Source organism: Streptomyces hokutonensis, assembly GCF_042751305.1.
Lineage (GTDB): Bacteria > Actinomycetota > Actinomycetes > Streptomycetales > Streptomycetaceae > Streptomyces > Streptomyces hokutonensis_A.
Genome location: NZ_JBHYWD010000001.1, coordinates 1,275,455 through 1,291,657, shown reverse-complemented (window position 1 = coordinate 1,291,657; position 16,203 = coordinate 1,275,455). Strand labels below are relative to the sequence as shown.

Annotated in this window: 5 protein-coding genes; all 5 read right to left on the bottom strand. The window is 71.8% G+C overall.

Annotation, left to right across the window (positions count from 1 at the left end):
- Positions 1–5: 5 nt before the first annotated feature.
- From ACFXC1_RS06050 to ACFXC1_RS06030, 5 genes are read right to left on the bottom strand one after another with little or no spacing between them, the layout of a single operon-like run.
- Positions 6–884, bottom strand: coding sequence for a TauD/TfdA dioxygenase family protein (locus ACFXC1_RS06050; protein ID WP_381239320.1), 879 nt, complete (start codon positions 882–884; stop codon positions 6–8).
- 37 nt (positions 885–921) lie between these two features.
- Positions 922–1,617: a hypothetical protein gene (locus ACFXC1_RS06045; protein WP_381239318.1), complete on the bottom strand. Its 696-nt coding sequence runs from the start codon at positions 1,615–1,617 to the stop codon at positions 922–924.
- Positions 1,562–2,623, bottom strand: coding sequence for a GSCFA domain-containing protein (locus ACFXC1_RS06040; RefSeq protein WP_381239317.1), 1,062 nt, complete (start codon positions 2,621–2,623; stop codon positions 1,562–1,564). The genes ACFXC1_RS06045 and ACFXC1_RS06040 overlap by 56 nt, the downstream gene beginning before the upstream one ends.
- 10 nt (positions 2,624–2,633) lie before the next feature.
- Positions 2,634–11,735, bottom strand: coding sequence for an amino acid adenylation domain-containing protein (locus ACFXC1_RS06035; protein ID WP_381239314.1), 9,102 nt, complete (start codon positions 11,733–11,735; stop codon positions 2,634–2,636).
- The gene (locus ACFXC1_RS06030; protein ID WP_381239311.1) at positions 11,735–15,715 is read right to left on the bottom strand and encodes a non-ribosomal peptide synthetase; all 3,981 of its coding nucleotides are present in this window, start codon (positions 15,713–15,715) and stop codon (positions 11,735–11,737) included. The genes ACFXC1_RS06035 and ACFXC1_RS06030 overlap by 1 nt, the downstream gene beginning before the upstream one ends.
- Positions 15,716–16,203 lie beyond the last annotated feature (488 nt).

Here is a 16,203-nt window from a genome sequence, read left to right as displayed (position 1 = left end):
ATGACTCAGGCCTGCAGGGAACTGCCGTTGACGGCCACGCGGCGGCCCTCCCGGGTGTGCGGGAAGTAGTCCCAGACGGCGTGGTGCTGGACGCTGCGGTTGTCCCAGAGGACGAGGGTGCGCTCCTGCCAGCGGACCCGGCAGTGCAGCAGCGGGGTGCGGGCTGTGTGCGCGTACAGCAGGTCGAGGAGGGCGTCGCTCTCGGCGCGGGACAGCTGGGTGATGTGGGAGGTGTAGGGGGCGTTGACGAAGAGCAGCTTGCGGCCGGTCTCCGGGTGCCGGGCGACGACCGGCTGTTCGGTGCGCGGTACCTCGTACTCGGGCGGCGGGGTCTGTCCGGCGGCGGTCCAGGGCAGGGCCCCGTCGTGGAGGGCGGTGAGGCCGTCGAGGAAGCCGCGCATCGCCGGTGAGAGCAGGTCGTAGGCGAGGTGCATGTTGGCGAAGACGGTGTCGCCGCCGCTGCCGCCCTCGGGGACGGTCGTGATGTAGAGCAGCGAGCCGAGGGAGGGTTCGGGGTCGGCGGTGCCGTCGGCGTGCCAGCCGTTGCCGGCCACCGCCCGGGACTCCTTGGTCGCCTTGATGTCCAGGATGTACGGGTCGGATCCCTCGGGTGCGAGGGCTACGGGGTGCAGTTCGCCGAAGACGCCCGCGAACCGCTTGTGCTCCTCCGGGGTGATGTCCTGGTCGCGGAAGACCAGGACGTGGTGGGTCTGGAACGCGTGCTTGAGTTCCTTCTCCTGCTGGGGCGTCAGCTCCCGGGAAAGGTCGAGGCCGGTGACCTCGGCGCCCAGCAGCGGGGTGATCGGCTCGACGGACAGGGTGTCGTAGACCTCGGCGGGGCGGGTGGTGAGCCGTTCGACGGCCTTGAGCGCGTAGTCCTCCATGAGGGACCTCCTTGGTGTGGGCGGGAAGGGGTGAGAGTCACAGGCCTCGGTCGAGGAGTTCGGACACGACGAGGCGGCCGTAGGCGAGGTTGCCGTGGATGGTGTCGTCCGGCTGGGAGAAGGCCGGGCGTTGCAGGCCGCTCCTGTCGGTGACGCGGGTGCGCAGATCCACCAACTCGGCTCCCCTCGTGGCGAGTTCGGCTACGAGGATGTCCTGCGCGGCGAAGAAGACGTCCGGGTCGGACATGCCGGGGACGCGCTGGGGCGGCAGGGGTGCCAGTACGCGCAGTCCCAGGGCGGCGACGTGGTCGTAGAAGGCGAGCGCGCCCCGGGCGGTCGCGCGGATCAGGTCGGCGAAGAGGCCGCTCCGCAGGAAGGCTGCCGGGACGGTGCCGTGCCGGTCGCGGTAGAGGTCCCAGTTCTGCCGGGTGGCGACGGTGTGGGCGCTCAGGCCGAAGGTGCACACCAGCGGTACCCGGAGTTCGGCGAGCGCGGGCACGTCGAGGGTGTCGAGGAACTCGCGGTACAGCCGCTGTGTCTCCGCCTGCCGGAAGGTGAGGCCGGTGTCGTCGGTGTCGAAGAACGGGCCGAGAAAGTCGCGCCCGGAGCCGACCGGGCCGCCCGCGAAGGACAGGTCGGCCGCCTGGGCGGCGCGGCCGATGCAACCGGCGTGGGAGTCACCGAGCAGAAGGAAGCGGGCGGGGGTTGTAGTAGTCGAGCACTGCGTCGTCACACCGGTTGTCCTCTCCGCCGTCGACGAGGGTGGGGGTGATGGGCGTGGTGGTGGTCCGGCCCTGGACGGCCTCGAAGAAGTGCCGCATCACGAAGGCCACGCCGTCGGGGCTGACCGTGCGGAGGTTGGGTTCGTAGAAGGCCGCCCGGTAGGGGTATCCCGTGACGATCTCGTACGACGGGAAGTAGTCGACCTCCGGGCTCTCGTCGGCGAGTTGGCCGGCCGCCGCGCGCAGGACGGACTTGGAGTGGGTGGTGGCGACGAGGGCGTGACGGCCGGTGGCGGTGGCCGTCAGAGGGACCGGGGAGACGGTGAGGACCATGCGCAGCCGGGAGTTGACGGTGCGGGCCAGAGCGAGCAGGGCCGTCAGGTCGTGATGCACCTCGGCCACCGTGTGGTTGCGCAGCACGTGCCGGGCGGGGTCGAAGGTGCCGCGTACGGTTCCGGGGCACATCGGCAGCACCGTGCCGGTGCGGGTGTCGTGCCAGGCCTCGGTCAGACCGAGGGTGAAGACGAGCACGTCGGCCTTGGTAAGGGCGGTGCGGACGGCGGCGAGGGTGGTGTCGCGGGAGCGCAGCAGGTCGGTGGGCGAGACGAAGCCGTCCGGTTCGACGGTGGGCCGGTACGGGTCGTGGAAGGCGTCGCCCTCCGCCCAGACCTCCTCGGGCGGTTTCTCCTCGTCGAGCGCCCAGGCGATCCACTGGCGCAGGGCGGCGGCGGTGTAGATGTTGCCGGTCCGGAAGGAGAAACGGCGGTAGCCGCGCGCCGACCGCTCCGCTCGGGTGAGGCCCGGCGGCGGCGGTTCGGCGTCGTACCAGTGCATGCCCTCCTCCAGGAGGGCCCGTCCGATGTGGGCGGCAAAGCAGGATCCGGCGGTGACGACGGGATCGTCCTGGCCGATGGTGAACTTCGGCGTCCACAGGTCGGTGATGTCGAGCGGGTCGGGTTCGGCGACCGCGGTGCGCCAGAAGGACCGCTCGGGCAGGCGGGTGTAGGGGTGCCGCACGGTTACCTCCTCAGGATCGTCCGGCGGGATGGGCCGGTGCGGGGGCTGTCGCGAGCGCGGCGGCGATCGCCTGTACGTGGGGTTCGGCTACGAGTTCGTAGTGGGTGGCGTCGATGTGGTCGAGGCGATAGGAGCCGGGCAGATGGGCGTCCCACGCGCCGGGCGGGGTCGGCTCCGGTGTCAACAGCCCTTCCTCGACCGGGCGTTGGGCGAGCCATACCTCGGTAGGTGTCGATTGCAGTCGTGGCAGCCGGTGTTCGGCCATGGCCGCGAGGTTGGTGCGGCAGCAGTGTGCGAGGCGTTCGGCGTAGGCGCGGCCGGACTCCGACAGCTGTCCGCCGCCGTTGCCGGTCAACTCGCGGGCGAACACGGCGTCCACCTGCTGTTCGTCGTAGGCGGCGAGGCGTTGGCCGGCACCGGGGGGCGGTGGGTCGAGAAGGTGGACGGCACCGACGGGTCTGCCCTCGGCCTCGGCGAGTGCCGCCATGGACAGGGCTGTCCAGGCGCCGAACGACCAACCCGCAAGACGCAGACGGTAGTTGGGGTCCGGAAAGGCGGCCCGCACGGCCTCCAGGTAATGCGCGGCCCGGTCGGCGATCGACCGGGCGGGCAGTCCCGGGTCGCGCAGTTTCGGGTCGGCGATCAGGCAGACGGTCGACTCGGCGGGGAGGGCCGCCACCAGCGGACGGTAGGCCTGGATGTCGCCGCCGACCGGATGGACCAGGCACAACACGTCCGGACCCGGCCCCCGTTGCCACACTTCGACGGCCACGGCGGCGGACGCGCGGCGGTTGCCGGTGCCGAGGTGACCGAGGATCTCGGCGAGGCTCACCCGGTGACTGAGCCGGGACAGATCGATGTCGGTGCCGTGGCGGCGTTTCACCTCGTCGATGAGTTCCAGCAGGGTGAGCGAGTCGGCGCCCAGGTCGTACAGCGCCGCCTCGGGGTCGACGGCGTCCACGCCGAGGAGGTCGCGGAGGATCTCGGTGAGGTCGGCGGCGGGGTCGCCGGGGGTAGGTTGCGTGGCGAGCGTCGGTCTGTCGGCGACAGGCGCAGATTCATGCTCGTTCTCGTAGAAGTAGTGAGCCTCCGCCAGGGGCGTGGTGTTGACCAGCAGGTGCGGCAGTTGCAGGTGCAGCGCCCGCTCGAAGACCGCCGCGCCGTCCTCGGGGGTGAGCGCCGCCCTCAGGTGTTCCTGGTGACGGGCGTCGGCGGTCAGGGCGTGCTGTGCCATGCCTACCTCCCGCCAGGCGTCCCAGCCGATGCTCATGCGGACGGTGGCGTCGTCGGCGCCGGGAGGCGAGTGGTGGGCGCAGGCGTCCAGGCAGGCGTTGGCCGCCGCATAGTCGAACTGCCCAACTCCACCGAATCTGGCGGCCATTGACGAGCAGTAGGCCGCGTAGTCCGGGTCGTACTCGGCGATGATCCGCTCGACGAGCAGGGCGCCGCGCAGTTTGGCGGCCGTGACATGGCGGGCGTCGGCGGGGTCGCGGCGGATGAGGAGGCCGCCGGCGGCGGTGCCCGCCGCGTGGACGATCCCGGCGAGGCCGTCGAGGTGCGGGGCCAGCTGGTCTACGACCGTGTCCAGGTCGTCGGTGGCGAGGTCGGCCGGGACCAGCGTGACGCGGTCCTGGTGTGCGCGCAGCGCGGGCGGTGTCCCGGTCCCCCGGGCGACGAGGACCACGCGGTTGCCAGGGTGTTCCAGAAGGCGGGCGGCCAGGGTGGTGCCGATGCCGCCGGTGCCGCCGAGCACCAGGTGGGTTCCGGGAACGGCCGTGCGGACGGCGGTAGTTGGGGGCTCGGGAGTGTGGACCGGCTGAAGGGTGCGCTGCCACCAGAAGCCGTCGCGCAGGCCGGTCGACGGTTCGGTGATCGTGTCGTCCAGGAGCAGGTCCGGCAACTGGGCCGCCCAGTCGGCCGGACGCGGTCCGGGCAGGTCGGTCCAGCGCAGGGTCACGCCCAGTTCCTGCCGGGGTACTTCGAGGGCGGCGGCGAGCAGGCCCGCCTCGGGGGTGCGGACGGGACCGGTGACCGGCTGCGCCCCGTGGGACAGCAGCCAGGCTTGGGGCCGTTCGGTGTCGGGGATCTGTGCGAGGGCGCGGGCGAGCGCCGCGACGGTGTCGAGGCAGGCCCACTGGGCCGCCTCCAGCGCGTGGTCGTCGAGGCTGCCGTCGAGGGTCAGGGGAAGGGTGTGCAGCCAGTCGACGCCGGGGCCGGTGCGCCGGGTGATCTCCGCCAGCGCGACGGCGAGTTGATCGGTGTCGGCGGGATCGGCCTCGTAGCGGTCCTCGCCGAGCCGGGTGAGTCCCTGCCCGGCCCGCACGGTCACCACCCGGGCGTAGTGCCGTTCCAGGAAGCGCCACGCTGTGTCGTCCGCGTCCGGTGCGGTGACCACGACGGCGGTGCGCCGGGGCTGGTGGGCGCCGGTGCGGGCGCGGCGCAGACGTGTCCACAGCGGCTGGTGCAGCCACTGACCGGAGGGCAGCCGCTGCGGGGCGCACCCGGCCTCGGGCTGGTCGGTTCCGGGCGGGCGCCGGAAGTCGTATTCCGTCGTGTCGAAGGCGGGGGGTGGGCAGTCCCAGGGCGCGGGTGCGGGCCCTTCTTGCCATACGAGGGTGTGTCCGGCCGTCCATGCCTCGGCGAGGGCGTGGGGGTCCCGGTCCGGCACCTCGACCCCTGTCCGCACGAGCGGCTCGACGACCTCCCCGGCCTCCCCGATATCCCCGAGCCACGCGATGGCCGACGTGACGTCCGGGCACACCTCCGCCGCCCGGTGGCCGAGCGCGGGCCGTCCGGCCTGGAGGTGGCGCAGCACCTGCGGGTAGGTGTCGGGACGCGCCCTCAGGTAGGCGGCGATACGGCGACCGTCCGCGCGTACGGCGGACAGCGAGCCGCCGGACAGCACCAGACACGGCACCAACTCGGACGGAACCGGACCGGGATCCGACAACTCCCCTTGTTCCAGCAGCAGATGGGCGTTGGTCCCGCCGATGCCGAAACTGCTGACGGCCGCCACTCTCGGGGTGTCCGACGGCCAGGGTTCGGCGGTGACCGGTATGCGGAAAGGGCCGTCCTCGATCTCGGGGTTGAGCCGGTCGAAGTCCACGGTCGGCGGTATGACCCCGTGGTGCACGGCGAGCACGGCTCGCACCAGGCCGACGACGCCCGCGGCGGCGCCGAGGTGTCCGATCTGGCTCTTCACGGAGGACAGCGCCACTCGCGCGTCGTCCGCGAGCCCGTATGCCTGCCGCAGCGCGGCCGTCTCCACCGGGTCCCCGAGCCGGGTACCGGTCCCGTGTGCCTCGACGTAGCCGAGGTCGGTGCCGCTACGGCCGCTGCGGTGCAGGGCGGTGCGGATCGCGGCGCGTTGTCCGGCCAGGGCGGGGGCGCTGTAACCGAGCTTGTCCGAACCGTCGTTGTTGATGCCGGAGCCGGTGACGACGGCGTATACGGTGTCGCCGTCGCGGCGCGCGGCGGCGAGCGGTTTGAGGACGACGACGGCGGTGCCGCTGCCCCCGACGGTGCCGGCGGCGTTCGCGCTGAAGGGCCGGCAGTGGCCGTCCGGCGAGAAGATGTGCTGCGGCCGGTAGGTGTAGCCGTCGGTCAGGTCGGGGTCGACGAGGACACCGCCGACGAGCATCACGTCCGCGTCGCCCTGCCGGAGCATCCCGGCGGCCACATGTACGCCGACGAGCGAGCTGGAGCACGCGGACTGCACGGTGAAGGCGGGCCCGGTCAGCCCGAGGTGGTAGGCGGCCTTGGTGGCCAGGAAGTCCTTCTCGTGGTGCAGCGCGAGCCGGAAGGAGTCGGGCAGTTGGGCCGGCTCGGCCTCGCGCAGCATGCGCTGGAAATAGGTGTTCTCGCCACAAGCGGCAAGGAGTCCGACCCGGTGGGCCGCAGGGTTCGCGATGCCTGCGTGGGCGAGTGCCTCGACGCAGTTCATCAGGAGCTGTCGTTGCTGGGGGTCCATCAGCCGGGCCTCGTGCGGGCTGATGGTGAAGCGGCCCGGGTCGAAGGCGAGCGGCCCGGCGAGCTGGCTGCGGGCGCCCACCCTGCCGTCGGTCGTCGGGAAGTGCTCGATGCCCCGGCCGCCGGAGACGACCAGGTCCCAGAAGGCGGCCAGGTCGGGGGCGCCCGGCAGCCGTACGGCCATCCCGATCACGGCGATGGGTTCGCCCACGGGTCGTGGCGCGCCGAGGGGCGCCGAATCCGTACTCTCCGAAGCGCGCCCCTCGATGAGGCGGGCCAGTGCGCGGAGGCTGACGTGCTCGAACAACTCCGGTACACCGAAGGCAAGTTGGTCCTCGCCCGCGCAGCGGAGCTGGAAACGCATCAGGTCCAGGCTGGTGGCGCCGGCGTCGAAGAACCGCTGCTCGACACCGACCGCCCTGCCTGTCACCGTCTCGAACAGATCAGCCAACCGTGCTTCGAGAGGTGACAGAGTGGCCTGGGCGATGGCGCCGGACGGGCGCAGTTCACGGCCCTGGGCGGTGAGCGCCGCCCGGCGGTCCAGTTTGCCGCTCGGGGTGCGCGGCAGTTCTGTCAGACGGCGGAACCGGCTGACGCGCACATAGGCAGGCAGCAGCCCGGACAGATGGTCGGCGAGCTCCTTCGGGTCGGGGTCGCCACCCCGGCACTGCAGGCAGGCCACCAACAGTCCGTCCGTCACGACCGCGACGGCGTTGGTGATGCCGGGATACTGCAACAGAGCGGCTTCCACCTGGCCCAACTCCAGCCGGTGGCCGCCGAGTTTGACCTGACTGTCGGCGCGGCCCGCGTAGTGCAGCAGGCCGTCCACGTCGAAGTGCGCGAGGTCGCCGGTGTGGTAGAGGGTGCCGAGGTCGGGGTCATCGGTGAAGCGGTCGTGGTGGGGTGTGTCGTCGCCGAGGTAGCAGCGGTGGGCCATGAGTCCGCCGATCAGCAACTCTCCGGTGACGCCCGGCGGGACGGGGTGGCCGCCCTCGTCGACGACCCGCAGCACGGCGTTCGCGACCGGCCGTCCGATCGCGGGCCGCAGCGGCCAGGCAGCCGGATCGCCGTCGAGGCACAGGCCGCTGACGACGTGGGTCTCGGTGGGACCGTAGTGGTTGAACAGACGGGCGTCCGGCAGTCCGGCGAACCAGCGGCGGATCGCGTCCGTGCACACCAACTGCTCCCCGGCGGTGACGACTTCACGCAGCCGGGACGGGAACTGCCCCGTGCGCACGCCGTGTTCGGCGAGCAGTTGCAGGGCGACGTACGGCAGGAAGATCCGCTCCGCTCCCCCGGCCTCCAACTCCCTTAGCAGGGAAGGGACATCGTGCCGCCAGGCGGGTTCGACCAGGCGCAGCAGCCCGCCGGAGCACAGGGTGGTGAAGATCTCCTGGAAGGAGACGTCGAAGGACAGCATGGAGAACTGCTGGGTGACGGCCGGTCCGACCAGACCGCCGTCGGTGCGCTGCCAGGTCAGCAGGTTGCACAGCGTCCGGTCGAAGACCTGGACGCCTTTGGGCTCACCGGTGGAGCCGGACGTGAACAGGGTGTAGAGCGGCCGCGCTCCTTGGTGCGCGGGGCTGTCGGGCACGGCGGTCGGGGCGTCCGCGAGGGTCAGGACGTACCGCGGCAGGGACGCCGGCGCGATCGCGGCAAGAGCCTCCTCGTCCTCCGGTGCCACGAGCACACACAAGGGGTCGGCCCGGTCGAGCACATGGCGCAGCAGCGGCGGTGGATAGGCGGGGTCGAGCGGTACGACTGTGAGGTTGAGCCGGGCCGCCGCCAGAAGGGCCACGATGTGTTCGAAGGAGGGTCGGAGATGGAGCGCCACGGCAGCCGGGGCGGCGGGATCGGCAGGGAGGCGGGCGGCCAGGACGGAAGCCAACCGGGCGGCCTGCGCGTCGAGTTCGGCGTAGGTGAGAGACAACTCGCCCATGGCGACGGCCGGTGCGTGCGGGGTGCGGGCCACTTGCCGGGCGAAGCCCTCGGCGACGTTGGCGAAGTCCGCTTCCCGCGCGGGACCTTGGCCGTGGTCGGGCAGGGTGCGGCGGTAGTCGGCGACCAGTTCATGCAGGGTGGTCTCGGTCTCGCCGGCCAGGTGATCGAGGGCCTGCCGGAAGAGGCGAGCCGCGGCCCCGGCACGTTCGGCGCCGAGGTCGTCGCGGTACTCCCACAGACAGTCGAAGCCTCCCTCGTGCTCCACCACCGACAGCGTGAGGGCGCATTTCGCGCCGAGCGGCTCGGGCCACAGCGGCCGTACCTCGCAGCCGTCCAGCCGCAGCGCGGAGAAGTCGGTGTTCTCCAGCACGAACAGGTAGTCGAACAAGGGGGTCCGCTCACCCAAAGCGCGGTCCGCGAGCACGTCGGCGAGGGCGACCTCCTGGTCGCGCAGCACGGTGTGCACGACGTCGGCGTGCTCTGACAGCTGGGCGTCCAATGAGCGGTGCGGCTCCATCGGCAGGTCGAGGAGCACGGTGTTGGCGAACATGCCGACGGTGTCGGCGAATTCGGGCCGGGGACGGTTCGCGACCGGCGTGGCGATCAGCGGACGGCCCTGCCCGGTGACGCCGTAGACGCTCGCGGCGAACGCGGACACCAGCAACTGGAAGCGGGTCAGGCCGAGTTGCGCGGCACGCCGGTCCAGTGCGCTGCGGCGGACGACGTCGAGTGTGGTGCGCAGCAGGCGCGCCCGTGGCGCGTCGGGAGCCGGCAGTGCGGGTGACGGTTCTCCGTCGCGGCCGTAGTGCGAGCGCAGCCGTGCGCGACGGTCCTCGTAGGCAACGCTCGTGTGCCAGGTGCGCTGCCAGTGCGCGAAGTCCAGGGGGGTATGGGACGAGTCCTCGGCTGGGCAGGCGTCGGTGAGGTCGCGGAAGAGGAGGTTGAGCGACCAGCCGTCAACGGCGACGTGGTGCAGGTGCAGCAGGAGCAGTCCGCCGTCGGCCTCCGGTACCCAGGCCGCCCGCAGCATCCGGCCCTCGGTGAGGTCGAAGCGGTGGTCGAAGAACCGGTCGGCGGTGTCCTGCCACTCCTCGCCGGGGCGGGCTTCGGTGTGTTCCCACGGGTCGTAGGGATCGCCGGTCCGCTGGAGCAGTCCGTCCGGGGTGGGGACCAGCCGGGTGCGCAGGGCGACATGCCGTTCCACCAGAGCACGCACCGCGCGGTGCAGAGCCGCCGTGTCGACGAGCCCCTGGACCCGGAAGGCCAACGGCACGTCGTAGGAACGGTCTTCGGGCGCTCGCTGGTGCAGCAGCCACAACCGCTCCTGCTCACTGGTGGCGGGCGCGGTCGTCTCCCCGGCGGGGCCGGGTACGGGTGGGTGTTCTCCTACGGTCGTGTCGGCGGCGGCGACGGCGTCCGCGAGGGCGGCGAAGTCGGCACGCAGGACCAGGTCGTGCGGGAGGTCGACGGCGTAGCGCTCAAGGATCTCGAAGCGGAAGCGCAGCGCCTTCAGCGAGTCGCCGCCGCTGGCGGCCCAACGGTCCCCGGGGCGCAGCCCGATGACGGCGAGGATGTCCTCCGCCACGTCCAGCACCCGCCGTTGCCCAGCGCTGACGGGCGGTGCGTCGCCTTCGGGCGTGCCGCGCCACGAAGTGTGGGCATCACGCAGCAGAGCCTCCCGGTCGACCTTTCCGTTGGCGTTGCGCGGCAGTTCGGCGACCAGGTAGGTGTGGTGGGGGCGCATGTACGAGGGCAGGCTCGCGGCGAGGTGGCGGTCGTAGGTTTCGTAGGAGAGCTCGCCGCCCAGGACGAGGAAGGCGAGCAGTTCGTTGCGGTCCTCGGTGTCGCGGCGGGTGCACACGTGGGCCTGGCGGACGGTGGGCTGGGCCAGGATCTGCCGCTCCACCTCGCCCGGTTCGATGCGGAAGCCGCGCACCTTGACCTGGCGGTCGGCCCGGCCGACGTAGGTGATCCGACCCCTGGTGTCCTGCCGTACGAGGTCGCCGGTGCGGTACCAACGCCCTTGCCCCGTCTGCCCGTTCGGCAGCCGTACGAAGCTGTGCGCGGTCCGCTCCGGGAGGTTGCGGTAGCCGAGGGCCAACGCCGGTCCGGACAGCCAGAGTTCGGCCACCTCGCCCGGTTCGGCGGTGCGGTCGTCCTCGGTGCGCAGGAGTACGCCGGTGCCGGGGAGCGGCGTCCCGATGGGGATCGTGTCGCCGGCGAAGTCGCGCGGGATGGGGTGGCAGAGGGCGAAGGTCGTCGCCTCGGTCGGCCCGTACACGTTGTGCAGGAGGGTGCGGGCCCCGGGGTTGGTCTCGTACCAGCGGCGGACGATACGGGTGTTGAGCTGTTCGCCGCCGACGAGGACCTGCCCGACAGTGGCGAAACAGTCGGGGACCTGCTCGACTACCGCGTTGAAGAGTGCCGTCGTGATGAACAGCGTGTCGACGCGGCGCTCGACGAGCGCCCTCGCGAGTCCCGGCGCGCTGTGCACCTGGCTGTCGTCCAGTACGACGCAGACGCCACCGGTCAGCAGTGGCACCCACACCTCGAAACTGAGCGCGTCGAAGGCGGGGTTGGCCAGGCAGGCGAAGCGAGTGCCCGTTCGCAGGCCGAGATAGCCGGGCCGGGCAAGCCGCAGCACCCCCGCGTCGGTGACCTCCACGCCCTTGGGGTGTCCCGTGGAGCCGGAGGTGTAGAAGACGAAGCCCGTGGCGGTGTCGCCGGGGTGTCCCGGGGACACATCGGGCAGGCCGCCGCCGTCACCGCTCAGGAGTAGGTCGACGTCCAACACCGGGAGATGCACGGGCAGTTGAGGTCCGTCCCCGTGAACCACGGCGACGGCGCCCGAGTCGACCAGGATGTGGCGCTGCCGGTCGGGCGGGCTGAGGCGGTCGAGGGGGACGACGGCGGCTCCGGCGCGGCGGATGCCGAGCATGACGCAGACCAACTGCCAGGAGCGCGGCAGGTGTACGGCGACCGCGTGCCCGGGGCGTACTCCGGCCGCGCGCAGTCGTGCCGCCACCAGGCCGCTGGCCCGTACGAGTTCCGTGTAGTCGAGGACCCGGCCGCCGTCCTCGACGGCGGGGGCGGCGGGGGTGCGGCGGGCCTGGGCGAGAACGGTCTCGGCGAGGGAGGCGGTCCGTGCGGGGGTCGTGTCGAGCGGTGCCGGGGAGATGGTGCGGGCCGGTCGGAGGTCCATCACGCCTCCCGTATCGGCAGGGCCGACTGTGCGGTGTGGTGGGCCAGTTCGGCGCCGAGCAGGGCGCCGACCCGGGTTGCTCCGACGCCCTCCAGGATCTCCCAGTGGTCGCACTCCAGCGTCTCCACCCTGTACGTGCCCTCGGCGCGGCGCTGCCAGAAGGCACGGACCTCGGCGTGGAAGGGGGTGTCGGTGCCGTCCGGTACGGCCTGGGCGAGGACCAGCCGGGCCGGGGAGGGTGCCGGGAGGTGTTCGCGGGCGGTGAGCCGGTTGTGGTTGTAGAGGTGGAAGTAGCGGTCGACCTGGGCGTCGTCGATGCCGGGGTACATCCCGTTGAACCTCACGAGTTTGTCGCGGAACTCGGTCGCGTCGACGGCGCCGATCTCCGCGCGGGCCGTCGCGTCGTCGGTGGCCTGGGTGTCCAGAAGGACAACACTGACCGCGCGGTGTCCGGCTGCGGCCAGCAGTCGTCCCATCGCGTGGGCGACGAGACCGCCGTAGGACAGGCCGGTCAGGACGAGGGGCTGGTCGCCGAGCGGCTCCAGGAGGCGCAGGTATGCCTCGGCCATGGCCTCCACGGTCGGCAGGAGGTCCTCGCCGGGGTTCACTCCCGGGGACTGGATGCCGTAGAGCCCGACGGTCTCGGGCAGGAGGGTGGCCAGGGGCAGATAGCAGAACGCGGTGCCGCCGGCGGGATGGACGCAGACCACGCGCGGGCCGGTGCCGGGGCGGAACTCGATGAGGCTGCCGGGGGCGCGGGCGGTGCCGTCCTCGCGGAGCAGTGCGGCCAGGGCCTCGATGGTGGGGCGTGTCATCACCTCGCCGACGGGGAGTCGGCGGCCGAAGGTCTCGGTGACGGCGTGGGCCATCTTGATGGCGGACAGTGAAGTGCCGCCGATCTCGAAGAAGTTGTCGCTGACGCCGATGTCGGGGTGGAGCAGGATGCGTTGCCAGATCCGGTACAGGCCGTGCTCGACGTGGTCGCGCGGGCTGGCGGTGTTGACCTGGTCGGAGGTCGACTCCTGGGCCAGGCGCAGGAGTTGGGGCCGGTCGAGTTTCCCGCTGCGGTTGAGCGGCAGGGCTTCGAGGTCGAGGAAGACGGCGGGGATCATGTAGTCGGGCAGTCGGCGGGCGAGGGCGGTGCGCCAGTTGTGGGCGGTGCGGGCCGGTGCCGTGCCCCGGCCCATTCCGGCGATGAGGCGGGGCTGGCCGCTCGCGTCGTGGTCGACGAGGACCGCCGCTTCCCGTACGCCGGGCAGGGCCGTCAGTGCCGCCTCGACCTCGGCGGGCTCGATCCGGAAGCCGCGGAGTTTGATCTGGTCGTCGGCGCGTCCCATGAAGTGGGCCTGGCCGTCCGGCAGTCGGCGGGCGAGGTCGCCGGTGCGGTAGATCCGCTCGCCGGGCACGAACGGGTCGGGCAGGAAGCGTTCCTTGGTGAGGTCGGGGCGGCCCAGATAGCCGCGCGCCAGCGACGCTCCGCCGAGGTAGACCTCGCCCACCACTCCGGGCGGGACGGGTTCCAGGCGGCCGTCGAGCACGTACATCCGGGTGCGCGGCAGCGGGCGGCCGATGGGGCACGGCCGTTCCAGCGGGCGGGGGTCGTAGTAGGCGGTGCTGTAGAGGGTCGCCTCGGTGGGGCCGTAGCCGAAGCAGATCCGCAGGCCGGGGAGGTGCTGTGTCAGGCGGTGGAGTGCGGCCTCGGTGAGCGACTCGACGCCGGTGAGCAGCTTGCGCAGGGGCAGGCCGTGCAGTCGTACGGCGGGGTCCTCGTCGATCCACTTGACGTAGGCGGGCGGCAGAAACGCCTGGGTCACGGCGTGTTCGCGCATCCACGCCAGCAGCGCCTCGGGGTCGCCGCGCAACTCCTCGGGGACGATGTGCAGTTCGCCGCCGGTGGTCAGGGGCAGCAGCAGTTCGTGGATCGAGGCGTCGAAGCCGATGCCGGACCAGGCGGAGCCGGCCTCGCCGGGGGCGGTGCCCATGCGGGCGTGCCAGGTCGCGAACAGGTTGAGGACGCTGCGGTGTTCGACCGCGACACCCTTGGGCCGTCCCGTGGACCCGGAGGTGAAGATCACGTAGGCCGGCTGGTCGGGCGTGTGGTCGATGTCCGCCGGTGGTCCCTGCCGGGTCGCACCTTCGGCCTCTACGGCGCCCAGGTCCAGCCATTCCGGGGCGCGTTCGGCACTGTCGTGGTCGCTCAGCACGAGCGGGCAGGCGGCGTCCTCGATCATGCGGGCGAGGCGTTCGGCTGGCTGGCCCGGGTCGAGCGGGAGGTAGGCGGCGCCCGCCTTGAGGATGCCGAGGATGCCTACGGCCAGGTCGCGGGAGCGTTTAGCGTGGAGGCCCACCACGTCGCCGGGGCGGACGGAACGGGCGACCAGGGCGTGCGCGAGGTGGTCGGCGCGGCGGCCGAGTGCCGCGTAGTCCAGGGAGCCGTCCCGGTCGACGACGGCGGTCTGCGCGGGGCGTTCGCGGACCTGTGTCTCGAAGAGTTCGACGAGTCCGGACGCCGAACGCAGGGCAGTCTCCGCCGGGTCGGGCCGGCTGACGGTGTCGGTCCGCGGGGCGTCGCCGTCGAGAAGCACCCGTCGGCGTTCTTCCGAGGTCATCAACTCCAGTGCCCGGATGTCCCGTTCGGGGTGCCGGACCATGTCGGTGAGCAGTTGCCGGAGATGGCCGGTCCAGCGCCGGGCGGTGTCGGGGTCGATGAGCGCGGTCGCGTAGTCCAGGTGCCCGGTGATGCTGCCGTCGGACTCGGTCGCCGACAGGGCGAGGTCGAACTTGGCCGGGGCGTGGGCGATCGGCAGCGGCTCGGCCTCGATCCCGGGCAGGTGCAGCAGGCCGCGCCGGTCGGGCTGCCAGGCCAGCATGGTCTGGAACAGGGGTGTGCGGGAGGCGCTGCGCGGCGGGTTGACCACTTCCACGATGCGTTCGAAGGGGAGGTCCTGGTGGGCGAGGGCCTCGCGTACTACGGCGCGGGTGCGGGTCAGGGCCTCGGCGGCGGTGAGGGATCCGGAGAGATAGACGCGCAGCGGGAGGGAGTTGACGAGGAAGCCGATGAGACCGGCCGCTCCCGGGCCGCGCCGGCCCGCGAACGGGCTGCCGACAACGATGTCCTCCTCTCCGGAGAGCCGCGAGAGCAGAATCGCCCAGCCGGTCAGCAGGGCCACGTAGAGCGTGGCGCCGTGCCGTCTCGCCAGGCCGCGGAGTCCGGCGGTGACCTCGGCGTCGAGGGTGAACTCGGCCCGCCCTCCGTCGTATTGCTGTTCCGCCGGCCGTGGGCGGTCGGTGGGCAGTTCCAGGACGGGCGGGGCGTCGTGCAGCGCGCGCCGCCAGTAGTCCTCCTGAGTGCCGAGGTCGGCTTCACGCTGGGCGCACGCGTGGTCCGCGAACTGCACCGCGAGCGGCGGCAGGGGGTTCGGGACGCCCGCGCCGAACGCCTCGTAGAGCTGCCCGAGTTCGTCCATCATGACGTTCATCGAGACGCCGTCGTAAATGCTGTGATGGAACGTCAGGAGCAGTACGTGGCGTTCGGGTCCCGTGGCGAGCAGGCGGCCTCGGCCGAGCGGACCGGCTTCCAGGTCGAACGGTCGTTGCGCCTCGTCGAGTTGGCGGGCGGCCACCCGCGCGTCCATGTCGTCGACGGCGGTGAGGTCTTCACGCGTCAGCGTGAATCCGTTGCCCGGTGGGTCGATGTGCTGCTGCACGTCCCCTTCCGCGGCCACCAGCCGTGTCCGCAGCGTCTCATGACGGTCCGTCAGTGCGTCGAGGGCACGGGACAGCAGGTCCGCGTCGAGCGGGCCGGTCAGAGTGAAGGCGATCGTCTCGTTGTACGCGGCGTTCGCGCCGGGCAGTTGGGACAGGAACCACAGCCGCTGCTGGGCGAAGGAGGCGGGCCGGACGCGCGTCCCTTCCGGTCCGTGCGTGGGTATTTCGGTGGACGCGCGGGGAGCGGGGACAGGGTGGGGGGTGTGGTGCACCGGCGGTACCTGGCCTTCCCATCGGTGTGGGGCTGGGTGACATCGGGGCGCGACAAGCCGGGATCACCGGGCTGTCGACGGGCCGGAAGGACGCGCTCGCGATCGAGCGAACATCGCGGTGAGGCTGCGCTCGCCGTCGAGCGCGGGTGCCGTGAGAGGGGGAGGGGAGGTGGCGGGCGCGAGGCCGGCGGCCGGGACGCGCAGGGCCGCCGAAAGCGGCCCGGAGATTCGACAATTCGATGCACGAAATCGCTGGCCAATTACTTCGTCACGTCATTTCCCTGTTCCCTCGGATTCCCTTCCAGAACTCCGTGACGCGGTCGTAATCATCAATCACGGGCTCCGGGCATGTCAACACTTGATATTTGCCGCAGCCGCACCCGGGCGTCACGTTGAAAAGGAATCCCGCGAAACTCCCATATAGGAAGAACGCCTGCACACCGCCACACAACTTCCCCTGAAGACAGGCGAATCGGCGTCACGGGCGC

Excerpts from the sequence above, each read along its gene's own strand:
- ACFXC1_RS06050 (WP_381239320.1), bottom strand. The coding sequence starts at position 884 with ATGGAGGACTACGCGCTCAAGGCCGTCGAACGGCTCACCACCCGCCCC.
- ACFXC1_RS06035 (WP_381239314.1), bottom strand. The coding sequence starts at position 11,735 with ATGGACCTCCGACCGGCCCGCACCATCTCCCCGGCACCGCTCGACACG.